The 26,291-nt window shown below is 68.9% G+C and carries 25 protein-coding genes, 1 tRNA gene and 1 pseudogene; 10 read left to right on the top strand and 17 right to left on the bottom strand.

What is annotated here, in order from left to right:
• The first annotated feature begins 66 nt into the window (after nt 1-66).
• The 3 genes from M3330_RS03885 (at nt 67) to M3330_RS03895 (ending at nt 1,800) form a co-directional block, all read left to right on the top strand.
• Nucleotides 67-888, top strand: a complete 822-nt coding sequence (locus tag M3330_RS03885; protein WP_255027046.1) for a DUF3105 domain-containing protein — start codon at nt 67-69, stop codon at nt 886-888.
• A gap of 2 nt (nt 889-890) precedes the next feature.
• The gene (locus M3330_RS03890) at nt 891-1,604 is read left to right on the top strand and encodes a DUF305 domain-containing protein (RefSeq protein ID WP_006552575.1); all 714 of its coding nucleotides are present in this window, start codon (nt 891-893) and stop codon (nt 1,602-1,604) included.
• Nucleotides 1,605-1,724: 120 nt separating this feature from the next.
• Nucleotides 1,725-1,800, top strand: a tRNA-Arg gene (locus M3330_RS03895).
• 68 nt (nt 1,801-1,868) lie between these two features.
• Here the strand turns inward: M3330_RS03895 and M3330_RS03900 are convergent.
• From M3330_RS03900 to M3330_RS03925, 6 genes are all read right to left on the bottom strand, one after another.
• A complete protein-coding gene (locus tag M3330_RS03900) occupies nt 1,869-2,231 on the bottom strand; it encodes a limonene-1,2-epoxide hydrolase family protein (protein ID WP_006552574.1) in 363 nt (120 codons plus the stop codon).
• Nucleotides 2,228-3,226, bottom strand: coding sequence for an MBL fold metallo-hydrolase (locus tag M3330_RS03905; RefSeq protein ID WP_064256599.1), 999 nt, complete (start codon nt 3,224-3,226; stop codon nt 2,228-2,230). The genes M3330_RS03900 and M3330_RS03905 overlap by 4 nt, the downstream gene beginning before the upstream one ends.
• Nucleotides 3,227-3,278: 52 nt before the next feature.
• Complete coding sequence (locus tag M3330_RS03910; protein ID WP_006552572.1) at nt 3,279-4,406, bottom strand: 3'(2'),5'-bisphosphate nucleotidase CysQ; 1,128 nt, start codon at nt 4,404-4,406, stop codon at nt 3,279-3,281.
• Nucleotides 4,403-6,238 (bottom strand): adenylyl-sulfate kinase, encoded by a 1,836-nt coding sequence (cysC, locus tag M3330_RS03915; protein ID WP_024103692.1) that lies wholly within the window; start codon nt 6,236-6,238, stop codon nt 4,403-4,405. The genes M3330_RS03910 and cysC overlap by 4 nt, the downstream gene beginning before the upstream one ends.
• Nucleotides 6,238-7,170, bottom strand: coding sequence for a sulfate adenylyltransferase subunit CysD (cysD, locus tag M3330_RS03920; RefSeq protein ID WP_039587744.1), 933 nt, complete (start codon nt 7,168-7,170; stop codon nt 6,238-6,240). Before cysD ends, cysC begins: the two co-directional genes overlap by 1 nt.
• Before the next feature lie 115 nt (nt 7,171-7,285).
• Nucleotides 7,286-8,227: an IclR family transcriptional regulator gene (locus M3330_RS03925; protein ID WP_255027053.1), complete on the bottom strand. Its 942-nt coding sequence runs from the start codon at nt 8,225-8,227 to the stop codon at nt 7,286-7,288.
• Between the two features lie 82 nt (nt 8,228-8,309).
• Here M3330_RS03925 and M3330_RS03930 point away from each other — a divergent pair, with 82 nt between their 5' ends.
• The 4 genes from M3330_RS03930 to M3330_RS03945 all read left to right on the top strand — a co-directional run bounded on the left by M3330_RS03930 (nt 8,310) and on the right by M3330_RS03945 (nt 12,025).
• Nucleotides 8,310-9,476 (top strand): hypothetical protein, encoded by a 1,167-nt coding sequence (locus M3330_RS03930; protein ID WP_255027055.1) that lies wholly within the window; start codon nt 8,310-8,312, stop codon nt 9,474-9,476.
• Complete coding sequence (locus tag M3330_RS03935) at nt 9,473-10,264, top strand: SDR family oxidoreductase (protein ID WP_024103690.1); 792 nt, start codon at nt 9,473-9,475, stop codon at nt 10,262-10,264. The genes M3330_RS03930 and M3330_RS03935 overlap by 4 nt, the downstream gene beginning before the upstream one ends.
• Before the next feature lie 12 nt (nt 10,265-10,276).
• Nucleotides 10,277-11,425 (top strand): sulfotransferase, encoded by a 1,149-nt coding sequence (locus M3330_RS03940; protein WP_255027056.1) that lies wholly within the window; start codon nt 10,277-10,279, stop codon nt 11,423-11,425.
• Nucleotides 11,426-11,497: 72 nt separating this feature from the next.
• Nucleotides 11,498-12,025 carry a MarR family winged helix-turn-helix transcriptional regulator gene (locus M3330_RS03945; protein ID WP_006552564.1) on the top strand — a complete coding sequence of 176 codons (528 nt, stop codon included), beginning with the start codon at nt 11,498-11,500 and terminating at the stop codon, nt 12,023-12,025.
• Between the two features lie 76 nt (nt 12,026-12,101).
• Here the strand turns inward: M3330_RS03945 and M3330_RS03950 are convergent, their stop codons facing one another.
• The 8 genes from M3330_RS03950 to M3330_RS03985 all read right to left on the bottom strand — a co-directional run bounded on the left by M3330_RS03950 (nt 12,102) and on the right by M3330_RS03985 (nt 21,969).
• Nucleotides 12,102-12,878: an enoyl-CoA hydratase gene (locus M3330_RS03950; RefSeq protein WP_006552563.1), complete on the bottom strand. Its 777-nt coding sequence runs from the start codon at nt 12,876-12,878 to the stop codon at nt 12,102-12,104.
• Nucleotides 12,875-13,783 (bottom strand): 3-hydroxyisobutyrate dehydrogenase, encoded by a 909-nt coding sequence (gene mmsB, locus M3330_RS03955; RefSeq protein WP_006552562.1) that lies wholly within the window; start codon nt 13,781-13,783, stop codon nt 12,875-12,877. Before mmsB ends, M3330_RS03950 begins: the two co-directional genes overlap by 4 nt.
• Nucleotides 13,780-14,844, bottom strand: coding sequence for an enoyl-CoA hydratase/isomerase family protein (locus M3330_RS03960; protein WP_255027057.1), 1,065 nt, complete (start codon nt 14,842-14,844; stop codon nt 13,780-13,782). The genes mmsB and M3330_RS03960 overlap by 4 nt, the downstream gene beginning before the upstream one ends.
• Nucleotides 14,841-15,995, bottom strand: coding sequence for an acyl-CoA dehydrogenase family protein (locus M3330_RS03965; protein ID WP_006552560.1), 1,155 nt, complete (start codon nt 15,993-15,995; stop codon nt 14,841-14,843). Before M3330_RS03965 ends, M3330_RS03960 begins: the two co-directional genes overlap by 4 nt.
• Nucleotides 15,996-16,006: 11 nt before the next feature.
• Nucleotides 16,007-17,539 carry a CoA-acylating methylmalonate-semialdehyde dehydrogenase gene (locus tag M3330_RS03970; RefSeq protein ID WP_255027058.1) on the bottom strand — a complete coding sequence of 511 codons (1,533 nt, stop codon included), beginning with the start codon at nt 17,537-17,539 and terminating at the stop codon, nt 16,007-16,009.
• Between the two features lie 191 nt (nt 17,540-17,730).
• Complete coding sequence (locus M3330_RS03975) at nt 17,731-18,282, bottom strand: DUF1360 domain-containing protein (RefSeq protein ID WP_200359858.1); 552 nt, start codon at nt 18,280-18,282, stop codon at nt 17,731-17,733.
• Nucleotides 18,283-18,390: 108 nt separating this feature from the next.
• On the bottom strand, nt 18,391-19,161 hold the full coding sequence (locus M3330_RS03980; RefSeq protein WP_255027059.1) for an SWIM zinc finger family protein: 771 nt from the start codon (nt 19,159-19,161) through the stop codon (nt 18,391-18,393).
• Nucleotides 19,162-21,969 carry a DEAD/DEAH box helicase gene (locus M3330_RS03985; protein WP_255027060.1) on the bottom strand — a complete coding sequence of 936 codons (2,808 nt, stop codon included), beginning with the start codon at nt 21,967-21,969 and terminating at the stop codon, nt 19,162-19,164. It lies immediately after the preceding gene.
• Nucleotides 21,970-22,018: 49 nt separating this feature from the next.
• On the opposite strand from M3330_RS03985, the gene M3330_RS03990 reads away from it, so the two are divergent.
• A complete protein-coding gene (locus tag M3330_RS03990) occupies nt 22,019-22,942 on the top strand; it encodes an NADP-dependent oxidoreductase (RefSeq protein ID WP_255027061.1) in 924 nt (307 codons plus the stop codon).
• A gap of 70 nt (nt 22,943-23,012) precedes the next feature.
• Nucleotides 23,013-23,684, top strand: coding sequence for an HNH endonuclease family protein (locus tag M3330_RS03995; protein ID WP_006552554.1), 672 nt, complete (start codon nt 23,013-23,015; stop codon nt 23,682-23,684).
• Here the strand turns inward: M3330_RS03995 and M3330_RS04000 are convergent.
• Nucleotides 23,682-23,897, bottom strand: a pseudogene (locus M3330_RS04000) (enoyl-CoA hydratase/isomerase family protein); the annotation flags it as partial. The gene M3330_RS03995 and the pseudogene M3330_RS04000 sit on opposite strands and share 3 nt — an antisense overlap.
• 104 nt (nt 23,898-24,001) lie before the next feature.
• On the opposite strand from M3330_RS04000, the gene M3330_RS04005 reads away from it, so the two are divergent.
• Nucleotides 24,002-24,820 carry a shikimate 5-dehydrogenase gene (locus tag M3330_RS04005; protein WP_006552553.1) on the top strand — a complete coding sequence of 273 codons (819 nt, stop codon included), beginning with the start codon at nt 24,002-24,004 and terminating at the stop codon, nt 24,818-24,820.
• Here M3330_RS04005 and M3330_RS04010 read toward each other — a convergent pair.
• Both M3330_RS04010 and M3330_RS04015 read right to left on the bottom strand, forming a co-directional pair.
• The gene (locus M3330_RS04010) at nt 24,757-25,284 is read right to left on the bottom strand and encodes a hypothetical protein (RefSeq protein ID WP_152641014.1); all 528 of its coding nucleotides are present in this window, start codon (nt 25,282-25,284) and stop codon (nt 24,757-24,759) included. The two genes, M3330_RS04005 and M3330_RS04010, sit on opposite strands and share 64 nt — an antisense overlap.
• Nucleotides 25,281-26,120, bottom strand: coding sequence for a sulfurtransferase (locus M3330_RS04015; RefSeq protein WP_006552551.1), 840 nt, complete (start codon nt 26,118-26,120; stop codon nt 25,281-25,283). The genes M3330_RS04010 and M3330_RS04015 overlap by 4 nt, the downstream gene beginning before the upstream one ends.
• Nucleotides 26,121-26,291 lie beyond the last annotated feature (171 nt).

A 26,291-nucleotide genomic window follows, 5' to 3' on the forward strand; every position in this document is an offset into this window, starting at 1 on the left:
TTGTGGGTGTTTGTGCGCCCGATGGGCGCGCGTCCGCCTGTCCACCCGTCGAAAGAGCACACAGCGATGCCCAGCGGTTCGGTTAGTGGCGGCTCCGGTAACAAGAAGACCGGAGCCAAGTCGTCGAAGGCCATTCAGGCCGCCAAGAAGAAGAGCGGCGGCGCTCCCGGGGTCCCCGCGCAGCGCCAGATCCCGTGGTTGACGATCGGCGGCGTGGCCCTGGTCGTCGTGCTGGTCGCCGTGATCGCTGTGAGCCTGATCCCGAAGTATCAGAACCAGCAGGAGATGTCGGCGTGGACGCCGTCGGAGTCCAACCAGGACCCGTCGGACGACATCGAGGGCGTGCTGAAGATCGAGTACCCGGCCGGTGTGCACGTCGCGCCGGGCCAGCGCGTCGCGTACGACCAGTCGCCGCCGTTCGGTGGCCCTCACGACTCCGTCTGGGCGACCTGCACCGGAACGGTCTACGAGCAGCCTGTGCGGAACGAGAACATGGTGCATTCGCTCGAGCACGGCGCCGTGTGGGTGGCATACAACCCCGATCTGCTCGACGACGCCGCGGTCGACACGCTCCGCGCGAAGGTCGACGGCCGCACCTACATGGTGATGTCACCGTATCCGGGACTCGAGGCTCCCGTCTCACTGCAGTCGTGGGGTCACCGGCTCGAGGTCGACAGCGTCGACGACGAGCGCATCGACCAGTTCATCAGCGCGCTGCGCCTGAACCAGTACACCTACCCCGAGGTGGGTGCGAGCTGCTCGACGATCCCCGGTTCGTTCGATCCGGCGAACCCGCCGGCCTTCGACGCCTCCGAGCCCGGCCCCGACGCGGTGCCGATGAACGCGGAGACCGCGGGCGCCATGCAGCAGGCACCGGCCGGGAGCTGACGATGAGCGAGACCTCCTCGGACATCTCCACCCCCGAGCGTGGTGGGCACAACCGGCTGCTGCTGGTGCTGCTCACCGTCGCTGCGGTCACCGTCGGTTTCCTCGCGGGGTTCCTGTCCCGGATCCCCTTCGAGGACTCCGCGCAGGCGGCGCCGGAGGCCGGCTCGGTGGACGTCGGATTCGCGCAGGACATGATCGTGCACCACGACCAGGGCGTCGAGATGGCCGCCGTGGTGGTCTCCAACTCGGAGGACGATCGGATCCGCAACATCGCGTACGACATCCTCACCACCCAGCAGAACCAGATCGGTCAGATGCAGGGCTGGTTGTCACTGTGGGGACAGCCGGCGCTGCCGACGGGCGAGTACATGGAGTGGATGACCGAGACGGAGACGGGTCACGGACACGGTGATCACGGTGCGACCGCCGAGTCCGAGGATTCGGACGGCTCGCACCTGATGCCGGGGATGGCGACCTCCGAGGATCTCGCGAATCTCCGGGCCGCTCGCGGTCCCGAACTGGACGTGCTCTTCCTTCAGCTGATGCTGCGCCACCACGAGGGTGGTCTGCCGATGATGGAGTACGGCGAGCAGTACGCGAGCACCTCGGCAGTGCGCAATCTGGCGGGCACGATGGTCGCGACGCAGCAGGGTGAGTCGGACCTGATGAGGTCGCTGCTCGCCGAGCGCGGCGCCGAACCGCTGCCCCTCAACTGAGTCTTCGCGCGGGCGAACCGCGACTTCGGGCCGAAAACCGGCTCTGACCTGGCGATGTGGAGTTGAGCGTTCGATGCGCTAGGCTAACTCCCGCACCTCCGGTCATCCGGTGGTCCGGATGCCCTCGTAGCTCAGGGGATAGAGCGCTTGCCTCCGGAGCAAGAAGTCGCAGGTTCGAATCCTGCCGAGGGCACCACGAAGGCTCCGCTTCTCATGAAGCGGGGCCTTCAGGTGTTCCAGGGCCTTCGGTGTCCCAGAGGCCGGTCAGTTTCCGGTGGTGAAGGGTGTGGGATCGAAGTAGTCGCGGCAGGCCGCGATCTTACCGTCGACGATCTCGAAGACGCCTGTGACGGGCAGCTCGATCGTCCGGCCGTTCATCGTGAACACATCGGTGCGTTCGTTGAGCACGACGTTGCCGGAGACCGCCTGGTGGTGGATGCGGTAGTCGATGGCCCCGAAGGACGTCACGAAGCCCACGATGTACTTCTCGATCGCCGCGCGGCCGCGGATCGGTTCCATTGGGATGTTGTGGAAGACCGCATCCTCGGCGAAGAAGGCCGCGAGCTCGGCAGGATCGGGATCGGCCCAGCGACGGCAGAACTCGGTGACCAGCTCGTCGGGGCTCATCGGGTCTGCACGCGCGCGAAGCGGGCGGGTTCCGTACCGGGCACGCGACGGACCCGTCCCCGCTCGATGAGCTGCCGGACGTGCGCCGAGCCCTCTGCGAGCGCCATCCGCTTGCCGTGCAAGGGAGTCTCGTCCCACGGCCGGTACCAGCGCATGCGGGCGGTGGCCTCCCACAGCGTGAGTTCCTCGTCGCCGAACGCGTCGTAGAGATCGTCGAGGCGCTGGTCGTGATGGGCGATCAATTCGCCGACGCGGTGCGGCAGGTCGTCGATCTGCTGCCGGTGCGCTGGCAGTGCGCGTCGCACGGACAGGCCGGCGACCGCGCGCAGCGAGTCGAGGTACTCCCCCAGCGCGTCGCGTTGCGGCAGAGGGAAATCGAACTCGCCGACGTGCGGGGTCGTGGTCGCGAGGACGTGGTCGCCGCTGAACAGCACGCCGTGTTTCTCGAGCAGGAAACACGCGTGACCGGCGGTGTGGCCGGGGGTCAGCACGGTGCGCAGGGATCGTCCCGTCAGCGGGATCGTCTCGTCGGCACCGAGTTTGCGGTCGGGCAGCGCGTCGGGACGGCCGACCGCCGGTACGAGGGTGGCCAGCGACTCCTCGATCGCGTCCTCGGGTGCCCCTGCGCGGCGCAGCAGTTCGGCTTCCTGGGGACGGCGATCGTCGTCGGAGAGCATGACCTCGAGGTGGGCGAAGTCGGCCTCGTTCATCGCGACCCAGCACCCGGAGGCCTCCCGGATGCGTCCGGTGAGCCCGACGTGGTCGGGATGGAAGTGGGTGACCACCACGCCCTCGACGTCGGTGACCGACAGGCCCGCCGTGGCCAGGCCGTCCTGCAGCGCCGCCCACGACCGGTCGTCGTTCCAGCCGACGTCGACGAGGACGACGCCGCGCGGGGATTCCATCACGTAGACCTGGGTGTCGCCGACGGGCAGGTCCGCCACCGGGACGGGAACGACGTGGATGCCGTCCCCGATATCACGCGCTTCGGCCATGGTGATGCCTCTCGATCATGGTGACTTTCGTTCGAAAGCTACAATAATGAATTCAACTATTACCCTGCGCGGGCTCGATGATCGCCACGATCGACCGGATCTCCCCCGCCGGGATGTCGAAGTGCTCGGTCACCGCGACCGACGTCTCGGCGCCCGGACCTGCTGCGATGTCCAGGACGAACCGCGCGACGACACTGTGGTGCCATTCGCGGAACTGCAGGTCGCGGACGCGGCGGATGGGCCGGTATTCCGGGCCGTTCTCGAGGCGGTCGCGGATCTCGATGCCGCTGTCGCCGGTGCGTTCCCCGTTCTCGACCCGCCAGGCGTCCTCGGCGAGCCGGACGTGGGACGCGTCGTGGCTGACCAGGGATCGGATGTATGCGCGTGCCATCGCGGCGCGGGGGCTGTCGGTCGGCCCGGTGGCGTGCGCGGCCAGCGCGGACATCACCTCCGGTGCCCAGTCTGCGCGGCAGATCACGAGGTCGGGCAGATACGGGTGCGGCCGGTTGTATTCGAGTTCGCTGCCGTCGATCCGCGCGCAGTGCAGACCCGCAGCGCGCGCGACCGCGACCGGCGCCGCCGAATCCCACTCCCACTGACCTCCGGCGTGGATGTAGGCGTCGGCCTCCCCGCGGACCACCGCCATGGCCTTGGCACCGGCCGACCCCATCCGGATCAGATCGGCACCGAGATCGCGGGCCAGATCGAAGACGAAGGCGGGCGGCCTGCTCCCGCTGATGACGATGCGGGGGCGACGGCGGGCCGGCCGCGGCGCCGGGACCGGATCTGCGGTGCTGTGGACGACACCGATCGCCGGTTGCGCGACCGCGGCGGCGGTGAGCCCTCGTCCTGCCTCCCAGAGCGCGATGTGGACCGCCCAGTCGACATGGTCGGGCATCCCGTACTCCTTCGACCCGTCGAGCGGGTCGATGATCCAGACGCGGTCGGCGCCGACCCGGGCCGGATCGTCCGCGGATTCCTCCGAGAGCACCGCGTCGCCGGGCCGCGCGGTCGCCAGCCGTTCGAGGATGTAGGTGTTGGCGGCGTGGTCGCCGCGCCGGCCCAGCTCGCGCCCGGTAAGGGCATCCGATTCGATGGCGCGGACCGTGAGCAGCAGTTCACCTGCGCCGGAAGCCGTCTCGGCCGCGAGCCGAGCGTCGTCGCTGTTGTCGTGCGTCATGGCCTCAACAATTCCACGACGAGGCCCGCCTGCACGGCAGGCGTGCCGTCGTGGGGGCGCACGACCAGCTCGGGATCGGACGGTGGTTCGTAGGGATCATCGACGCCGGTGAAACCGGTGATCTCACCGGCACGTGCCCGCGCGTACATGCCCTTCGGGTCGCGGGCCTCGCAGTCGGCGAGCGGCGTATCGACGAAGACCTCGACGAACCGGATCCCGGACTCCTCGTGCTGCCGGCGGATGCGGTCGCGGTCCTGACGGTAGGGACTGATGAGCGCGCAGATCGCGACGAGTCCGGCGTCGGCCATCAGCTGTGCGACCGCACCGACGCGGCGGACGTTCTCCGCGCGGTCCTCCGGACCGAAGCCGAGGTCGGCGTTGAGGCCGTGCCGGAGGTTGTCGCCGTCGAGGCGGTAGGCGGGGATGCCCTCGGCGAGCAGTCGTCGTTCGAGTTCGACGGCGAGGGTGGACTTGCCGGAGGCGGACAGCCCGGTGAGCCATACCGTCGCCCCGGCCCTCCCCCGTTCGGGCCGTGAGACCGCCGCCGAGTGCCAGACCACCGCCGTGTCGGCGAGTGTCGGGCCGGTGATCGTTCCGGCCGCGACGGTGTTGCCGGTGCGTTCGTCGACGAGCACGAAGCTTCCGGTGGTGCGGTTGCGCCGGTAGGGGTCGAACAGCAGCGGCTGTTGCGTCCACAATTGCACGCGGCCGATCTCGTTGAGACCGAGCGTCGTCGCGGCCTCGTCGCGGTGCAGGCTGTTGACGTCGAGGCGGTAGTCCAGCCGCGCGACCCGCGCGGTGGTCGAGCGCGTGGTGTGCAGCAGGGCGTAGCGGGCGTCCGGATCGAGGGCGGAGCGTTCGTCGAACCAGCACACCATGGCGTCGATCTCGTGGCCGACGAGCGGACGATTGTTGGGGCGGCACAGCATGTCGCCGCGTCCGACGTCGAGGTCGTCCTCGAGTTCGACGCACACCGCCGCACCGGCGAAGGCGTGCTCGAGTTCCGTCCCGCCCGGCCCCCACAACGTTCGCACCCGCGTTCCGAAACCGGAAGGGAGAACGACCACCTCATCGCCGGGCGCGAATCCGCCGGCGGCGACCGTCCCGGCGTAGCCGCGGAAGTCGCGGTGCTCACCCTCGCCCGGCCGGATGACGTACTGCACGGGCAGTCGGGCATCGATGAGGTTGGTGTCCGACGCGATGTGGACCTGTTCGAGATGGTGCAGCAGCGAAGTCCCCTCGTACCACGGCATGTTCGCCGTGCGGGAGACGACGTTGTCGCCGTGCAGCGCGGAGACGGGAACGAAGGCGAGGTCGGGCATGTCGAGCTTCGCCGCGAGATTCCGGAACTCGTCGCAGATCTCGTCGAACCGGCTCTGCGACCAGTCCACCAGGTCCATCTTGTTGATGCACAGCACCACGTGCCGCACCCCGAGCAGCGACGCGAGAAAGGCGTGCCGGCGGGTCTGCTCGACGATGCCGTTGCGGGCGTCGACGAGGACGAGTGCCAGGTCTGCGGTGGACGCCCCGGTGACCATGTTGCGCGTGTACTGCTCGTGACCGGGAGTGTCGGCGATGACGAATGTTCTGTGCGCCGTGGCGAAATAGCGATAGGCGACGTCGATCGTGATGCCCTGTTCGCGTTCGGCGCGCAGGCCGTCGGTGAGCAGCGCGAGATCGGCGCGGTCGGCGCCGCGGTCGAGGCTCGTGCGGGTCACCGCCTCGAGTTGGTCCTCGAAGACGGCCTTCGAGTCGAACAGCAATCGGCCGATGAGCGTGGACTTGCCGTCGTCGACGCTGCCGGCGGTGGCGATGCGCAGCAGGTGGGACATCAGAAATAGCCTTCCCTCTTGCGGTCTTCCATTCCGGCGTCGGAGATCCGGTCGTCCGCCCGCGTGGCGCCGCGTTCGGTGACCCTGCTGGCGGAGACCTCGGTGACCACCTCGTCCGCGGTGGTGGCGGCGGATTCGACGCAGCCGGTGCACGTCGCGTCACCGACGGTGCGGAACCGGACGAGACTCTCGCGCGGAGTCTCCCCGGGGAGGAGGGTAAGAAAACGGTTGTGCGCGAGCAGCATTCCGTCGCGCTCGATCACCGGTCGCCGGTGGGCGTAGTACAGGGACGGCAGGTCGACGCCCTCGTCGCGGATGTAGCGCCAGATGTCGAGTTCGGTCCAGTTGGACAGCGGGAAGACCCGCATGTGTTCGCCGCGGCGGTGCCGGCCGTTGTACAGCTGCCACAGTTCGGGTCGCTGCGCCTTCGGGTCCCACTGCCCGAACTCGTCGCGCAGGCTGAAGACGCGTTCCTTCGCGCGGGCCTTCTCCTCGTCGCGACGAGCACCCCCGAAGACGGCGTCGAATCCCCCTTCCCGCAACGCGCGCAGGAGGGTTCCGGTCTGCAGCCGGTTGCGGGTCGCGTGCGGTCCGTCGTCCTCGACGGCACGCCCGGCATCGATGTCGTCCTGCACCGAGGCGACGATCGACCGGATCCCCAGGCGCTCGACGGTGCGGTCGCGGAAGTCGATCACCTCGTCGAAGTTGTGCCCGGTGTCGATGTGCAGGACGGGGAACGGCAGCGGCGCCGGCCAGAACGCCTTGGCCGCGAGGTGGAGCATCACCGCGGAGTCCTTACCACCCGAGAACAGCAGGACGGGACGGGAGAAGGTCGCGGCGACCTCGCGGAAGATGTGCACGGACTCGGCTTCGAGCGCACCGAGCAGCGAAAGTTCGTAGGTCGGTGGTCGTTGCGGTGGCACCGTGGTCACTCGCGCCCCTCTCACCCGGCTCGGTACACATGTGTACCGATGCGGTCGAAGATTACTCCGCAACAGTAGAACGAGTTTCAATTCCAGGTCAACGGGTGGTCTCCGCAGCCCTCCGTCAGCGCGGTGGCCGGTGTCCGCCGAGATCTGCGGTGATCGCATCCGCGACCGCCACGAGCGCCGCGGCGTACCGTTCGATCCCGGCGGCGTCCACCTCCCGCTCGAGGTGCAGCGTGAGCACGAGCGACTGGTGGCCGTCGGGATCGTAGGCCGGGGCGGCCACGAGGTTGACCGCCCGCTTCTCCCCCGCGGCGAAGGCGTCGGGCAGCAGCACGCGCTCGCCGGGGCTGGCCACGAGTTCCGCCAGCATCTCCCTCATCTCGGGCGCGAGGTCGTGCGAGACCACTCCCGCCATGAGCGCGTACAGGCGACGGCCGCCGGGAGTGAGGGACTCCGCCAGATAACCTGTCCGGCGACATTCGGTGACGATCCGCCACAACTCGTCGCGGTCGACGGTCACGGGCAGGGTCGGCTCTCGCCGCAGCCACTGTTCGATGCGCTCGTCGGTGTCCCACAGCACGTACATCAGCCCCACCGGGGGCGCGAAGGGGTACACCTCCCCCACGCGTGCCGCCGCGGCCGTGCCGTGGCCACCGATGACGTCGAGCACCGCGATCCGGTCGCCGACGACCGCCGACGCAGAGCACATCACGGCGAACTCCTCGGAGAGGGCGGCGAGATGCCGGTGGGCGACCGGCCCGGACGCGAAGCCGCGCTGGGCTGCGCGTCCCGCGACGATCAGTGCCGGCCCGAGACCGTAGGTCTTGTCGACGGGGTCGCGGATCAGATAACCCGCGTCGGCGAGCACGGTGAGGATGCCCAAGCAGGTGGGCTTGCTCAGATCGAGTTCGCGCGCCAGTTCCGACAGTCCGAACCGGACGCCGGGTCGCGCGACGAGGTGGTCGAGGACCTGCACGACGCGTTCCGTGGGCGGCGACCGGCGGGCGGCTCCCGCCCCGGCGGTCGGCTTCCCGAGTGTCTCGGTCTCGCGACGAGCCATTGACCCTCCCTGGAACACGTTCTACTCTCGGCGCAACGGAAGACTACCGCAGCGGTACATATTTGGACCAGAGGAGATCGTAGTGCTCACCGATCCGCTCACCGCGGCGATAGCCGAGGCCGAGAAGCTCGTCGCCACAGCCCCGCACATCCGCACCGAACAGGACCTCGTCGAGGGATACGGATATCTGGCGGGCGGGATCTCGGCGTGCGTCCACGCCACCTTCGCGTACAGCCGATCCCATCCGGTCTTCGTCACCGGCACCGGCCCCTACGCGAAGATGGGCCTCGACAATCCCGACACCCTGTACTGGGGCGCATCGATCCGCGACGACGCCGAGTACGTCGTCGCCGGGCGCCGCGGCACGACCTGCGATCTCAGTTTCCAGGTGCTGGCCGGCAACTACACCGACGCCGAGGTGCCCGGCAACGTCACGGCCTTCGACGACCGCGCGTTGACCATCGCCGACGACGGCACCTTCCAGGTGCGGTTCGGACCCGGCCCACGAGACCCGGAACGTAACTACTTCCCGCTCGCGTCCGGCTCGTCGCAGCTCGTGGTCCGCGAGGTCTACAGCGACTGGACGCAGCGCCGCGGCATGCTGAGCATCCACCGGCTCGACAGTCTCGGCACCCCGGCACCCGAACCCACCCACCAGGACGCGGTCACCCGTTACGAACGCGCCGGTCGCGCACTGGTCTCGCGGGTGAAGACCTGGCTGCAGTTCCCCGAGTGGTTCTACCTGAAGCTGCCGGTGAACACGGTCACCGAGCCGCGCCGCACCCCAGGTGGTCTCGACACGCAGTACTCATCCGTCGGGCACTACGAACTCGGCGACGACGAGGCGATGGTCCTGACCCTCCCGGCGAGCGACGCGCCCTATCTGGGCTTCCAGATCGGCAGCCTCTGGTACATCTCCCTGGACTACATCCACCACCAGACCTCCCTGAACAACAGTCAGGCGCAGGTCGATCCCGACGGGATGGTCCGGATCGTGGTCTCGGCCCGCGATCCGGGGCTGACCAATTGGGTCGAGACCCTCGGCCGCAGCCGCGGGATCCTGCAGTTCCGCTGGCAGCGCCTCGATCGCGAACTCACCGCAGCCGACGGCCCGACCGCCGAGGTGGTGCCGTTCGACCGGCTCTCCGAGGTCCTGCCCTTCCACGATTCGAACCGCATCACTCCCGAGGCCTGGGCGCAGCGCATCGCGGACCGTCAGCGGGGCGTCGCCGATCGGATGCTCGCATGAGCGCGGCAGCGGGACTGCTCCGCGACCGCGTCGTCGTGATCTCCGGTGTCGGCCCGGGACTGGGGCGCACCCTCGCGCTGCGGTGCGCCGAACAAGGCGCCGACGTGGTGCTCGCCGCCCGGACCCGGGAGCGGCTCGAGAAGGTTGCAGCGGAAGTCGAGAGCACGGGCCGCCGGGCCCTGGTCGTGCCCACCGACATCACCGACGACGAGTCCGCCGCCGCCCTTGTCGAGTCTGCGGTCTCGGAGTTCGGTGGTGTCGACGTGCTCGTCAACAACGCGTTCTCCGTTCCGTCGATGAAACTGTTGGCGCGCACCGACTTCCAGCAGATCCGGGACAGCGTGGAGCTCACCGTCCTCGGCGCGCTGCGGCTCACGCAGTTGTTCACCCCCGCCCTCGCCGAGTCGGCCGGCGCGGTGGTCAACATCAATTCGATGGTGCTGCGGCACTCCCAGGAACGTTACGGCAGTTACAAACTCGCGAAGTCGGCGTTGCTGGCGATGTCGCAGTCCCTGGCGACGGAACTCGGACCGCAGGGAATCCGGGTGAACTCCGTTGCACCGGGGTACATCTGGGGGCCGATCCTGCAGGGGTACTTCGAACACCAGGCGGGAAAGTACGGCACCACCGTCGAACAGATCTACGAGCACACCGCCGCCACCTCCGATCTGAAGCGTCTCCCGACAACCGAGGAAATCGCGGATGCGGTGATTTTCCTGGCCTCGCCGATGGCGTCGGCGATCACCGGCCAGTGCCTCGACGTCAACTGCGGCGAATACCACCACTGAACGGGAAAGCACATGAGCGAACGCACCACCGTCGGCAGCGTCGAGGATCTGCACGCTTCCGCGACCCGCCTGACGGGCCTGACCGATTTCGGCGACGACGACTACCGTGACGGGCTCGAGGTCCTGCTCGAGTCGTATGCGCGGGACGAGAAGCTCACCCCGCTCGGCAGCAAGATGTCACGGGTCTTCCTGCGCGGCGCCCTCGTGGCGCGGTTGCTGTCGGAATCTGCCTGGTCTGCCCATCCCGAGCACGCGGACGTCCCGGTCACCCGGCCGATCTTCGTCACCGGCCTGCCCCGTACCGGCACGACGGCACTGCACCGCCTACTCGCCGCGGATCCCGCCCATCAGGGGCTCGAGATGTGGCTGACCGAGATGCCGCAACCGCGACCTCCTCGCGAGACCTGGGCGGACAATCCCGTCTTCGCCGGGATCGAGGCCGGATTCGCACAGCACCACGTCGAGCATCCCGAATTCATGGGTGTGCACTACATGTCGGCCGCCGAGGTCGAGGAATGCTGGCAGTTGCTGCGCCAGTCGTTCCGCTCGATCTCCTACGAGTGCCTGGCCCACCTGCCCACCTATTCGCAGTGGCTCGCGGAGCAGGACTGGACCGCGGCCTATGCCCGGCACCGGAGGAATCTGCAGCTCATCGGACTGCCGGACGCCGACAAGCGGTGGGTGCTCAAGAATCCCAGTCATCTGTTCGCACTGGACGAACTGCTCACGGTGTATCCGGACGCGCTCGTCGTCGTCACCCATCGAGATCCGCGCACCGTGATCCCGTCGGTGTGCAGCCTCGCGGCGCAGGCCACAGAGGGATGGTCCGACGCGTTCGTCGGTGAGACGATCGGGCGCAGCCAGCTCGACCTCTGGGCACGGGGTTTCGATCATTTCACCGAGGTGCGCCGCCGGCACGATCCCGCCCGTTTCGTCGACGTGGACTACCGGGATTTCGTCGCCGATCCGCTCGGCACCGTCGGCGGCCTGTACGACCGGTTCGGTCTGCCGTTCACCGCGGAGGCCGAACGCGCGATGGCCGACCTGCACGACGAAAGCCTCAGCGGGGCAAGGAAACCCGCGCACCGGTACACGCTCGAGGAGTTCGGGCTGAGTGTGGGCGAGGTCGACGAACGTTTCCGCGACTACGCGTACCGCTGAACCCGGCAGGAAAGGCACCGGAAACCGGTGTGCCCTGGCTACCTGCGCGTTCGTCCGTGGGATGATGGAGGCATGCCCGCACCACTCCCCCTCGACCCCATCGCCGAAGCCCACCGCCAGTGGACCGCCCACGGCTGGGGCGAAGTCGCGGACGGCATGGCCGCGGTCACCTCGGTGATGCGGGCACAGCAGATCATGATGGCGCGGGTCGAGGAGGTGCTCAAGCCCTTCGGCCTGACCTTCGCCCGCTACGAACTGCTCACGCTGCTGCATTTCACCAGGTCGGGAGCATTGCCGATGGCGAAGGCCAGCGCGCGCCTGCAGGTGCACCCCACCAGCGTCACCAATGCCGTCGACCGGCTCGAGAAGGCCGGACTGGTCCGGCGTACCCCGCATCCGAGCGATCGTCGGGCCACACTCATCGAACTCACCGACGAGGGACGGGCATTGGCGATCCAGGCGACGGAGAAGCTCAACACGGAGGTCTTCGCCCGGCCCGGCATTCCGGAGGAGCACATCGACACACTGCTGCGCATCATCGCGACGATGCGGCACGACGCCGGCGACTTCGACACCGGCGGTGCGCCTTCCAAGTGGTGAGGCGCGAGAGATTGCCGAGAAACGAGGAGGGCCGCCCCGTTCGGGGCGGCCCTTCGTCGTGTACGGGTGGTGCGGATCAGGCGTGCTTGAACTCCGGCGCGCGCTTCTCGACGAAGGCCGCCATGCCTTCCTTCTGGTCGGCGGTGGCGAACGTCGAATGGAACACGCGGCGCTCGAACTTCACGCCCTCGGCCAGCGTCGTCTCGAAGGACCGGTTGACGGCCTCCTTCGCCATGATCGCAACCGGCAGCGACATCGACGCGATGGTCGTCGCCGTCTCGAGCGCCACGTCGAACAGTTCGGCGGCGGGAACGATGCGCGAGACGAGTCCGGCGCGCTCGGCCTCCTCGGCGTCCATGTTGCGGCCGGTCAGGCACATGTCCATGGCCTTGGCCTTACCCACGGCGCGGGTGAGACGCTGCGATCCGCCGATGCCCGGGATGACGCCGAGCTTGATCTCGGGCTGACCGAACTTGGCGGTGTCGGACGCGATGATGAAGTCGCACAGCATCGCCAGCTCGCAACCGCCACCGAGCGCGTAGCCCGACACCGCAGCGACGATCGGCTTGCGGACGGACGAGAGCCGATCCCACTGCGAGAACAGGTCTTCCGCGTAGACCTCGGCGAAGGTCTTCGGAGCCATCTCCTTGATGTCGGCGCCGGCGGCGAACGCCTTCTCCGAGCCGGTGAGCAGGATCGCACCGATCTCGTCGTCCGCGTCGAGTTCCTCGACGGCGGCGACGACCTCACGCATCAACTGGCTGTTGAGGGCGTTGAGCGCCTTCGGCCGGTTGAGGGTGACGATGCCGACGCGGCCTTTGCGGTCGAGCAGGATGGTCTCGAAATCGGTCACTGGCTGTCCTTCACGGTCGAGCGGTCTCGGATGTCGGTGATGATGGCGGAGAAGTCGAGTCCTCCACCACCCTCGGTGTTGAAACGATGGTAGAGCTCGGCTGCACGCAGTCCGAGTTCGGCCTCGACACCGTTGGCGCGCACCGCGTTCGCGGCCAGTCCGAGATCCTTGTCCATGAGCGCGGCCGCGAAGCCCGGCGTGTAGTCGTTGTTCGCGGGGGTGGTCGGGACGGGGCCCGGCACCGGGCAGTTGCTCGTCAGCGCCCAGCACTGACCGGACGCGTTGGACGCGACGTCGAACAGTGCCTGGTTGTCGAGGCCCAGCTTCTCACCGAGGACGAACGCCTCGCTGATGGCGATCATCGAGATGCCCAGGATCATGTTGTTGCAGATCTTCGCGGCCTGGCCGTTGCCCGACCCGCCGCAGTGGACGATCTTACGTCCCATGGCCTCGAGCAGCGGCTTCGCGGTGGCGAAGTCGTCCTCGCCGCCGCCGACCATGAACGCGAGGGTGCCTGCGGCGGCACCGGCGACACCGCCGGAGACCGGGGCGTCGACGGCACGGTGACCGGCCTTGCGTGCCTTCTCCGCCGCCGCGCGGGCATCGGCGACGTCGATGGTCGAGCTGTCGACGAACAACGTGTTCGCCTCGGCCGCAGGCAGGATCTCGTCGTACAGGTCGAGGACGAGCTTGCCGTTGGGCAGCATGGTGATCACGACCTGGGCGCCGCGCACCGCGTCGGTCGCGGTCTCGGCGACGGTGATGCCGTTCTTCGTGGCCTCTTCCTGCGCAGCGGGAACCGGGTCGTAACCGTTGACTGTGTACCCGGCGCGGACGAGGTTCGCGGCCATCGGCCCACCCATGTGTCCGAGGCCGAGGAAGGCGACGGTGGGAAGTTCACTCATCGGTCGTTCTCCTTGGGAGCGGCGAGCCCGAGTTCGAGATCGCCGAGCGGCTGGAAGTAGGCGTCGACGTCGGCCTCGGTGACATCGGCGAGGGTCGCCGGCGACCACTGCGGGTTGCGGTCCTTGTCGACGACCTGTGCGCGGATGCCCTCGACGAGGTCGTGCGACTTCAGCGAGGCGGTCGAGACCCGGAACTCCTCGTTCAGCACCTCTTCGAGGCTGCCGAGCTGCCGGGCGTGACGCAGCGAGCGGAGGGTCACCTTCAGCGCGACAGGCGATTTCGCGAGCACCTGGCCGGCGGTCTCCCGTGCCTCCGGAACATCGGAAGCCCGAAGGCGTTCGACGATCTCCTCGACGGTGTCGGCGGAGTACGCCGCGTCGATCCATTCGCGCTGCCCGAGCAGCGCCGATTCCGGTGCGGGCTGCGAGTATTCGGCGAGCGCGTCCTCGAGCGGGCCGGATTCGAGTGCGGCGACGAACTTGTCGAGCGAATCGGACGGCAGGTAGTGGTCGGCGAAGCCCAGGATGACGGCGTCGCCGGCCTTCATCCGTCCGGTGGTCAGCGCGATGTGCGTGCCGATCTCGCCGGGGGTGCGCGAGAGCAGGTAGGTGCCGCCGACGTCGGGAACGAATCCGATTCCGGTCTCGGGCATCGCGATGCTCGAGCGTTCCGTGACGATCCGGACGTTGCCGTGCGCCGAGATCCCGACGCCGCCGCCCATGACGATGCCGTCCATGATCGCGATGTACGGCTTCGGGTAACGACCGATGGCGGCGTTGAGGATGTACTCGTCGCGCCAGAAGTCCTGCGATCCCGTGCCGCCGTCCTTGGCGTCGTGGTAGATCGAGACGATGTCGCCGCCGGCGCACAGGCCGCGCTCACCGGCACCGCGCACCAGCACGGCACGCACCGAATCGTCGTTCTCCCACGCGCTCAGGGCCTTCGACATCTCGAGGACCATGGCGTGGTTGAGGGCGTTGATGGCCTTGGGCCGGTTGAGCGTGATACGGCCGATGCCGTCCTTCACGTCGATGAGGATCTCGGGTTCCTGCCCGGTCATGCCGCTCCGTTCTGCGCTGCGGCCACCACGCTCCGCGCGACGACCACCCGCATGATCTCGTTGGTTCCTTCCAGGATCTGATGCACGCGCAGGTCGCGGACGATCTTCTCGATCCCGTACTCGGCAAGGTAACCGTATCCGCCGTGCAACTGCAGCGCCTCGTTCGCGACCTCGAAACCGGTGTCGGTGGCGAAGCGCTTGGCCATCGCGCACAGCTCCACGACGTCGTCGGCGCCACGGTCGAGAGCGTCGGCGGCACGCCACAGCATCGTGCGTGCGGCCTCGAGTTCGATCCGCATGTCGGCGAGACGGAACTGCAGCGCCTGCGAGTCGAGCAGCCGCTCGCCGAATGCCTTGCGCTCGGCGAGGTAGGCGACCGCCCGGTCGAGGGCGGTCTGGCCGCCGCCCACCGAGCACGCGGCGATGTTGATGCGGCCGCCGTTGAGGCCGTGCATGGCGATCCGGAAACCGCCGCCCTCGGTGCCGAGGAGGTTCTCGGCGGGCACGCGGGCGCCGTCGAGGATGACCTGGCGGGTGGGCTGCGCGTTCCAGCCCATCTTCTTCTCGTTGGCGCCGAAGGACAGCCCGGTGGTGTCCTTCGGGACGATGAACGCCGAAATACCGCGGGCGCCGGTATCGCCGGTGCGGGCCATGACCACGTAGACGTCGGACGTGCCGGCCCCGGAGATGAACTGCTTGACTCCGGTGAGCACGTACTCGTCGCCGTCACGAACGGCCTTGGTGCTCAGGGCCGCCGCATCGGATCCGGCGCCCGGCTCGGTGAGGCAGTAGCTCGCGAGGTGCTCCATCGTGCAGAGCTTCGGGATCCACTGCTTGCGCTGGTCGTCGTTGCCGAACTTGTCGATCATCCACGTGACCATGTTGTGGATGGAGATGTAGGCGGCGATGGACGGGCAACCCTTCGCGAGCTCCTCGAAGATGCGGACGGAGTCGAGGCGTCGCAGCCCCGATCCGCCCACGTCCTCGCGGACGTAGATCCCGCCCATGCCCAGTTCGGCGGCCTTGCGCAGCACGTCCACGGGGAAGTGCTTGCTCTGGTCCCATTCGACCGCGTTCGGGGCCAGATATTCGGTGGCGAAGTCCCGGGCGGTGTCGCGGATCGCCCGGTCGTCGTCGGTGAGAACGAACATCGATGGACCGCCTAGTTCATCGTCGGGATGACGAAGTGGTCGGTGTCGGCCACGTGCGCACCCTCGATGTCGCCTTCCTTGACACCGGACGGCCAGCGCTGCGTGACCGTCTTGGTCTTGGTGTAGAAGCGGAAGGCGTCGGGGCCGTGCTGGTTGAGGTCGCCGAAGCCGGAGGCCTTCCAGCCGCCGAAGGTGTAGTACGCGATCGGGACGGGGATCGGGACGTTGATGCCGACCATGCCGACCTCGACGCGGGCCGCGAAGTCGCGGGCGGTGTCGCCGTCGCGGGTGAAGATCGCGACGCCGTTGCCGTACTCGTGCTCGGTGGGCAGGCGCAGGGCGTCCTCGTAGTCGCGCGCACGCACCACGGTGAGCACGGGGCCGAAGATCTCCTCCTTGTAGATGGACATCTCGGGGGTGACCTTGTCGAACAGGGTGGCGCCCGAGAAGAAGCCGTTCTCGTGGCCCTCGAGGACGAAGTCGCGGCCGTCGACGACCAGCTCGGCGCCTTCTTCGACGCCCTGGGCGATGTAGCCGTGCACGCGGTCGCGGGCGGCGGCGGTCACGAGCGGACCGAAGTCGGCCTTCTCGTCGAAGCTGGTGCCGATACGCAGTTCGGCGATGCGCTCGGTGAGCTTGGCGACGAGACGATCCGCGGTCTCCTCGCCCACGGGGACGGCGACGGACAGCGCCATGCAGCGCTCACCGGCCGAGCCGTAGGCGGCGCCGACGAGTGCGTCCGCGACCTGGTCGAGGTCGGCGTCGGGCATGACGATCGCGTGGTTCTTCGCACCACCGAAGCACTGTGCGCGCTTGCCGTTCTTCGCGGCCGTCTCGTAGATGTACTGCGCGATGGGAGTCGAGCCGACGAAGCCGATCGCCTTGATGCGCGGGTCGTCGAGCAGGTAGTCGACGGCGCTCTTGTCGCCGTTGACGACGTTGAACACACCGGCGGGCAGGCCGGCCTCGAGGAACAGCTCGGCCAGACGGAGCGGCACCGAGGGGTCGCGCTCGGAAGGCTTGAGCACGAACGCGTTTCCGGCGGCGAGCGCCGGGCCGGCCTTCCACAGCGGGATCATGGCCGGGAAGTTGAACGGGGTGATCCCGGCGACGACGCCGAGGGGCTGACGCATCGAGTACACGTCGATTCCGCCGCCTGCGGACTCGGTGTACTCACCCTTGAGGAGGTGCGGGGCGCCGATCGCGACCTCGATCACCTCGAGGCCGCGCTGGATGTCGCCCTTCGCGTCGGGGACGGTCTTGCCGTGCTCGCTCGACAGCAGGTGGGCGAGCTCGTCCATGTTCTGCTGCACGAGGTACACGAACTTCATGAGGACGCGCACGCGCTTCTGCGGATTCCAGGACGCCCACACCTTCTGCGCCTCGGCGGCGTTGGCGATGACGGCGTCGACCTCGGAGTCGGCCGCGAGCGGCACGCGGGCCTGGACCTCTCCGGTGTTGGGGGCGAAGACGTCGGCGAAGCGGCCGGAGGTGCCGGCGACGTGCTGTCCGCCGACGAAGTGGGTCAATTCTCGAACGCTCATGTCCGATCCCGTCCTTTACTGGTGTGCGATGACGTGGGGTGTGCGATTTCGGCACGAACGGGCCGAGGCCCGAAGTCTTCGCTCATCCTATAGTTGGAAGTCCACGTATGTCTACCGTCACACCGGACCGGATCGGCCGGCACCCTCACGCACAGTCGATGCGCGAGGGGCCGATGCTCGAGGGGCCGATATCAGCCCTCGGCGATCTGCTGCGCCTTCGCGTACGCCAGGTGCAGGAAGTCGGCTCCGGTCAGCGCCGCGAACGAACCCGCCACCAGACGCGTGAGATTCGGAGCGTAGACGCGGCCGAAGACCATCGCCGTCACCGTCCACAGGTCGAGGCAGAAGGGACAGGCCAGCAGTTCCCCGACGGCGTGACGGACCCGCGACGACTTGCGGGGCTGCTCCATCACCTCGGCCGGACCACCGGGGCCGTCGAACTTCGTGAACGGTGCGCGGACGGGACTGGTCACCGCCGCCTTGCTCACGATCCGGGAGACCTTGTGGCTCGCGAGCGCGGTCACCACGAGATCGCCGGCATCGGGCTTCGGCATCGGCCGCCCGCGCTTTGCCGCGACGGCGCCGAGCGTGCCGACAGTGGTGAGGTACACGGACATGAGCACCGCATATCCACCAAGGGGTCGATCCTCCCCGTTCCGATAGGTGTCGACCTCCTGCTGGACCGCATCGACCGCACGTTCGGCGTTCTCCCGCGCTGTCGACGATGCTTCCGGAGTCCGCATGAATCCTCCACTCGTGGCATGTGCTGTCGGTGGCGCGACCGGAGCCGTCACCTTCACGGGCGGCATACCCCGGGGACGGACGACACAACCACCGGCGACCGATCGAGGTCAACGCATGCGGCGGTAGAGATCCTCGAGGTCGATGATCCCCCGGATCACCACGGCTTCGTCGGTTCCGCCGGCCCGCAACGCGCGGCGCAGCAGCATCGGATCGAGGTCCTCGAGCGCGGGACGGAACCGCTCCGTGGGCAGCTCGGACAACTCGGTGTCGTCGCCGTAGAAGTCCCGCGCCGCGGCCACCTCTTCGTCGGCGCCCGCATCGTCGACGCCGCCGATCAGCGTCGCGAGGTCCACCCCGCGCAGGGTCAGGACCGCGAACGGTTGGTCGTCGACGTGTTCTGCGAGCAGGTAGGCGACGGCCGCGGCGTGCTTGCAGGGCCACCCGTCGTCGGGGCAGGTGCAGTCGAAGTCGAGTTCACCCGCGCGTCGCGGGAGGAGGGCCGATCCGAGTTCCTCGGGAAGGATGCCCGCCGCAAGTCGCGCCAGCATGCCCGGCGACGAGCGGACGAGCGAGACGAGCTCTCCCACCGCCTCCTCGTCGAGCGTGCGCACCCGCACCGCCGAGGTGAACGGGGTGAGTTGACTGCCCTGCACGTCGCCGACGGCCGCTCCGGGTTCGAGCCGCATGGAGATCACCTGGCCGGCGCGTGCATACGCACGGCCCCGCGTCAGTCGCCCCTTCTCGGCGACCTCCTCCATCGCCCAGATCAGTTCCTTCGACCACCAGCTGCGGCCGATCGAGCCCCGCTTGGTGCGCGCCTCGATGCCGCCGTCGATCCGGCGGGCCGTGCCGTAGCGGCGTACGTTGCCCCGTGCCATCTAGTCCCCCACCGCGTCGTCGCCGAGGGTGAGCAGGGAGTGCAGCTGATCGGTGGACAGCTCGGTGATCCAGTTCTCCCCTGCCCCGACCACAATCTCGGCCAGTTCCTGCTTGCCGGTGAGCATCTCGTCGATACGCTCCTCCACCGTTCCCACACAGACGAGCTTGCGGACCTGGACGTCGCGACGCTGCCCGATCCGGAACGCACGGTCGGTGGCCTGGTTCTCCACCGCCGGATTCCACCACCGGTCGAGATGCACGACGTGGTTGGCGGCGGTGAGGTTCAGTCCGGTGCCGCCCGCCTTGAGTGAGAGCACCATGATCGGCGGTCCGCCCTCGCTCTGGAAGCCGTCGACCATCGCGTCGCGCCGGCCCTTGGACACTCCCCCGTGCAGGAAGGGCACCGTCGTGGCGAACCGCTCCTCGAGATAGGGCACGACGAGCTCACCGAACTCGCGGAACTGCGTGAACAGCAACACCTTCTCGCCGTCGGCCAGCACCGACTCGACAATGTCCTCGACCAGGCCGAGTTTGCCCGAGCGGTGCCGTCCGCGACGCAGGACGGGCGAGCCGTCGCCCAGATAGTGCGCGGGGTGGTTGCACACCTGCTTGAGCCGGGTCAGCGCCGCGAGCACCGCGCCCTTGCGGGCCATGCCCTCCTTGTCGCGGATCCGGCGCATCATGTCGTCCACGACGGCCCGGTACAGGGCGGCCTGCTCGGCCGTGAGGTTGGCGCGCACGGTCTGCTCGAACTTCTCGGGCAGATCGGAGATCACGTCGGGGTCGGTCTTGACGCGGCGCATCACGAACGGTGCGGACAGTGCCCGCAACCGTGCCGCGGCGACGGCGTCGTGGTCGCGCTCGATCGGCACCGCGAACCGGGCACGGAAGGACGCCGCGCTGCCGAGCAGGGACGGATTCGCGAAGTCCAGGATCGCGCGCAGTTCCTCGAGCCGGTTCTCCACCGGTGTGCCGGTGAGCGCGATCCGGTGCGCCGCGGGCACGGCGCGCGTGGCGCGGGACTGCGCGGTCGCGGTGTTCTTCACGTGCTGGGCCTCGTCGAGGACCACGCGTTGCCAGGTCAGCGTCGCAAGCTGCGCGACGTCGCGGGCGGCGATGGCGTAGGTCGTCACCACGAGGTCGTGGTCGGCGGCAGCGGCGGCGAGCGCCGGTCCGCTCAGCCGCTGGGCGCCGTGGTGGACGTGCACCCGCAGGTCGGGCACGAACCGTTCGGCCTCACGCTGCCAGTTGCCCACCACCGACATCGGGCAGACCAGCAGGGTCGGGGCGTTCCGCAGGCCCGACTCTCGTTCGTGGGCGAGCAGCGCGAGCACCTGGATGGTCTTGCCCAGGCCCATGTCGTCGGCGAGCACGGCGCCGAGACCGAGCCGGCTCATGAACGCGAGCCAGTCGAGGCCGCGCTGCTGGTAGGGACGCAGTTCGGCGTTCAGTCCCGCCGGCACGGGGACGGGCTCGGGGTGCGCCTGCCCGTCGAGCAGCATCTCGACCCAGCCGGAGGCGGAGATCTCGGTGACCTCCGCGGGCGGAGCATCGTCGCCGGTGAACTGGGCGAACAACGACCCGAGGGTCGCATCCTCGGCGGAATGCGCGGTGACGTACCGGGCCGCGCGGGCCAGTGCCTCGGCATCTGCCCGCACCCACTTGCCGCGCAGCTTGACCAGGTCGCTGTTGGCCGCGACGAGCTCTTCCATCTCCGACGGGGTGAGCAGCATGTCGCCGACGGCGAGCTGCCATTCGTACGAGACGATCGCGCTCATCCCGACGACGCTGTCGTCGGCGCTCACGGGGGCGACGGGTGACTCGACCTGCAGACGCAGGGACGGATCGACCCGGGTCCAGGCGCGCGGCAGCAGCACCGCGATGCCCGCGGCGTCGAGCTCCCGGGCGCCGTGCTCGACGAGATCGACGACGACCGGGGTGGGCAGCAGCAGGTCGAGACTGTCGGGATCGCGGGGCACGTCCTGCAGGCGGGGATAGGCCTGGAGCGCGGTCCCGAGCTTGCGCACGCCGATCTGGAGCAGGTGCGGGTCGGTGTCCTCGACGGGCAGCGGCGTCGGGGACTGTCCCTCCGGACGCAGGCACACCTCGAGCCGCCAGATGGAGTCGGCTCCGACCCCGTCGTCGACGTCGTCCGGTTCGACGAGGCGCAGCACGAGGTCGGGTTCGTATCCGGCGAGGCTGGCACGCCATTCCTCGAGCGCATCGGCCATGCGCTGGGTGCCACGGGGATGGGGACTGCCCTCGGCCAGTGCAGCGACGAGGGGGTGCAGCGAGGTCGACGAGCCGTGGAGGGTGCGCACGATGGGGTCGGTCAGTTCGCGGCACAGATCGTCGAGGAGATCGACGGGCCGTCCGAGCTGTCGTTGCGCGGGAGACATCGCGGCCGCGAGTTCGGCGGACCAGGCCCGCGTCTTCTCGCCGCCGAGCAGGCGCCACCGCGCCCACCACTGCTTCTCGACACGCACGAGCTCCGGTGCGACGCGGCCGGCCTGCGCCCACCTCTCGATGCCACGGGCGACGTGCGCGAGATATCGCAGATCGCCGCCGACACCCCCGGGACGCCGCGGCATGTCCAGCAGAAGCTCGGCTGCGTCCGCCGGTGCGACCGCGACGGCGGGCAGCGTGCTCGGCTCCGTCTCCGTAGGGAAGGTGAGGGTGACGCGATGGCGGAACGGGCGGTCGATCCACCGGCGCAGCGCAGACGGCAGCGCGTCGGGATCGGGCTCTGCGGCGGGGTCCCACCACAGCATCAGGCCGGATCCCGGTGACCACAGCCCGTGCAACATGCCCACTATCGTGCCAGCCGCACCCGACCCCGATGGCAGGCTGGGTCCCATGGCACGCGCATACGGCTACGTGGAGTACGGCGGTCCGGAGACACAGCAGCTGTTCGACACCCCCGTCCCACCGCCCGGTCCGGGGCAGCTCCTCGTGGCAGTCCGGGCCGCGGGCGTGAACCCCGCCGACTGGAAGGTGCGGTCCGGACGGCGCACAGGCAGCGTCACGGTGCACTTCCCGGCGGTCCTCGGCCGGGAGGTCGCCGGTGTGGTGGAGGCCGCCGGTCCGGACACCGGCTTCCGGCCGGGCGACGCCGTCTTCGGGGCCACCGCGGAGGGCTACGGCGGCTACGCCGAGTACACCCTCGTCGACGCGCGGGCTGCTGCGCTCGTGCCCGAGTCGGTGCCGTTCGAGGTGGCGGCGACCCTCCCGGTCGCGGCCGGAACGGCCTTCGACATCGTCGAGCACCTCGAGATCGTCGATGCGGACACCGTCCTCGTCCTGGGTGCCGGTGGTGGCGTCGGGTCGGCGACGACGCAGCTCGCGCACGCCGCAGGTGCCGCTGTGCTCGGCGTGACGAGCGCGGGGAAACGGGAGCTCGTCGAATCGTGCGGCGGTCTGTGGATCGAGTCCGGCGACGGGTTCGACGCGCGGGTCGCGGCCACCGCGGAACGGTGCGGGGCGGTGACCGCGGTCGTCGACCTCGTCGGTGGCGACGTGCTCGAGCGGGCGGTCGCGCTGACGCGGGCACCGGAACGGGTCGTGAGTGTCGCCGATCCGGCACGCGCGGAGGAGCTGGGCGGTTCGGGAATCACGCGGCGACGGACCCGGGAGGTGTTCGAGCAGGTCGTGGCGCTCGTCGAGCGTGGTGTTCTGACGCCGCGCGTCGAGCGGACCTTTCCGCTCACCGAGGCCGGGGCTGCGCTGGAACTCGTCGAGTCCGGGCACGCCGGCGGGAAGATCGTCGTCACCGTGCCCTGAAGATCCTGTCGGCAGGGCATGTCAGGATCGCCGCGTGCGTGGGGGGAACGCGACGTGGTGGGTGGCGGCAGTGGTGGTCGCGGTGGCGGTGTCCTGGTTGTGGGACCGCACCGCGCCGGGGTCCGGGACGGTGCCGGGCAGCCCCACCCGAGCCGAGGTGCATCTCCTGCTCGAGCAGGTGACGGTGGTCGATCAGCGCCGGAAGGTTCCCGGCTATCAGCGGGGCTGCGGCGCGGGCGAGCGATGCGTGTTCGGTCCGGCCTGGTCCGACGACCATCCCGGGGCCGGTGGGCACGACGGTTGCGATACCCGCAACAACGTCCTCGCGCGCGACCTCACCTCCCCCACCTTCCGGGCCGGCACCGACGACTGTGTCGTGACGAGTGGGGTCCTGAACGATCCGTACACCGGTGCGCGCGTGGAGTTCCGGCGTGCCGAGGCGAACGCCGTGCACATCGATCACATCTATCCGCTCGCCGCGGCCTGGGATCTCGGTGCCGCCGCATGGCCCGCCGAACGTCGACTCCGGTTCGCGAACGACATCACCTACAACCTCGTCGCTGTCGACGGGCAGGCCAACCTCGACAAGCGCGACGGCACGCCGGCCCAGTGGCTGCCACCGGCTCCCGGTTACCGCTGCTGGTTCGCCGGCCGGTACCTGACCGTGGCGGTGCGCTACGCGTTGCCGATCACGGTCGACGACCACCGTGCCTTGGTGGGCGCGGCGGAGTCGTGCCCGTGACATCATCGCGACCAGCAGTCTCCCCGCCTGGCAGATGCCGTTGACGGCGGAGATGACGAGGGCGGCGAGGTCGGGATCGGAATCGACCAGTCGCACCGCACGTTCGGGTCCGCAGTACATCGCCGGGGTGAACGCGTTGCGCGCTGCGGGCCGGTCGATGATGCACCAGACGATCGCGCCTTCCCGTTCGAATCTCAGTCCTCCTGCACCCAGATCGTCTCCCTTGCATCGGACAGTATCTTGTTCTTTGTTGTGAGAACAACGTGCTCTCCTGAGAAAATCGCTGCTTCCGAACATGTAGGGTCTACGGTGAGCAAATGCTCGAGCGCATCTCCAAGGACACCCGGCTGTGCATCTCGATGTCCGGCCGTCCCAGCAACATCGGCACCCGGTTCCACAACCATCTCTACGAGGAACTCGGCCTCGACTTCGTCTACAAGGCGTTCGCGCCCGCGAACATCGAGGACGCCGTGGCGGGGATACGCGGCCTGGGCATCCGCGGCGCCGGGGTGTCGATGCCGTTCAAGGAAGCCGTGCTGCCCCTCGTCGACGTGCTGCACGATTCGGCGCGGGCCATCGAGTCCGTGAACACGATCGTCAACGACGACGGCGTCCTGCACGCTTACAACACCGACTACCAGGCGGTGAGCGATCTGCTCGTCGAGCACGGCGTCGATTCCGCCCTGCCCGTCACGGTGGTGGGCAGCGGCGGCATGGCGAAGGCGGTGACAGCGGCGCTGCGCCACAACGGATTCACCGACGGAACGATCGTCGCGCGCAACGGGGACACCGGACGACCGCTCGCACGCAAGTACGGCTACGAATGGCGCGCCGACACGAGCGACGTCGCACCCGGGCTGATCGTCAACGCCACTCCGATCGGGATGGCGGGCGGTGCCGAATCGGGCGACCTGCCGCTGCCCCACGACTTCGTCGCCGCAGCGTCGACGGTCTTCGATGTCGTGGCCGTGCCGCCGGACACCCCGCTCGTCCGATTCGCCCGCGAGCACGACATCCCGGTGATCACGGGCGACGAGGTCATCGCGCTGCAGGCGGCACTGCAGTTCGAGCTCTACACGGGAGTGACCCCGACGCGCGAGCAGGTGCGCCGCGCGTCGGAGTACTCCCGTTCCTGAACGGTCGGGACGGAGGAGGACTCGGCCGTCAGACGATATGGCCCTGTTCGAGACCGTCGAGCACCACGGCGGCGGCATCGACCGCGACGGTCATCTCGACGCGGGTGATGTCGTGCGTGGCGGGGGTTCTGCAGATCGAAGTTGTTGACCCACGCGGCCGTTCGCGCCGACTGGAACACGAACGTGGTGGTCACGGTGTCGCCCCCCAGGTCGCCGACGAACCAGCCGGTGAAGAACGGGCCGAGGTCGACGCCGTAGGTCGCCTCGCACTCGCCGGCGATCACCGGTGCGGCCTCGACGAGGTGGGCGACGATCGCTCCGAGCAGGGTCGCCAGGACTGCAGCACCTACCGTGGCAGCTGTCCCATTCACGACCGGTAGTCCCGCCTCCGGAGTGCAGTTCTCGTCGGCGATGTTGCGAATCGTCGACGAGAACTGCCCATCGGCCGGCGGGTCGCCGCTCAACTGCCGGTGGCGACCTCCCGCTTCGGATCCGCCGACCACTGCGACCACGAACCCGGATACAGCGCGGCGTCGATGCCCGCGATCTCGAGCGCGGCGATCTCGTGTGCGGCGTTGATTCCCGATCCGCAGTACACGGCGACGTCGGTACGCTTCACGCCCAGCGTCGAGAAGCGGTGCGCGATCTGATCCGCGGGCAGGAACGACCCGTCCTGACGGAGGTTCTCGGTGGTCGGCGCGCTGACCGCCCCGGGGATGTGGCCCGCCCGGCGATCCACCGGCTCCTCGTCGCCGCGGTACCGTGCGTGGGCGCGCGCATCGAGCAGAACTCCGTGGGTCGCGTAGGTCGCGGCCTCATCGGGACCGATGGTGGGCATGTGGCCGGGGCTCAACGTCACGTTGCCGGGCTTCTTCTCGCCGCCCGGTCCCGCGGCGAGAGGGTGCCCGCCGGCGATCCACGCCTGCAGTCCGCCGTCGAGCAATCGCACCTCGGAGTGCCCCGCCCAGCGCAACAGCCACCACGCGCGGGCCGCGGCGAGATCGCCGCTGTCGTCGTATGCGACGACGAGAGCACCGTCGTCGATCCCCCACCGGCGTGCGATGGCCTGGAAACGGTCGATGTCGGGCAGCGGATGACGACCGAGCTCGGGTGCGGGCGGATCGGCGAGATCCTCGTCCAGGTCGACGTAGACCGCTCCGCTGATGTGCCCCTCATGGAATCGGTCCCGTCCGTGTCTGTCGCCGAGTGCCCAGCGGACGTCGAGTATCACCGGCGACCGGCCCTGCTCGATCATCTCGGCGAGTTCGACGGTGGAGAGAAGAACGGGGGTATCGGACATGACCCGATCCTGACACGAACGGCACACGCCGTTCCGGCTTTGGGGCGACACGCCGTGCGTGCCGGGACGACCCCGGCGGGCGGACACGCCCTGTGCACGTCCGATTCGGGGGTTTTGCGTCTCGGTTCGGGATTGGCGTGGGGGTTGGTCTGATTTGACGTGCGGAGAGCA

This window comes from Rhodococcus sp. GA1 (genome assembly GCF_024321955.1).
In the GTDB taxonomy this organism is placed as follows: domain Bacteria; phylum Actinomycetota; class Actinomycetes; order Mycobacteriales; family Mycobacteriaceae; genus Rhodococcus; species Rhodococcus pyridinivorans.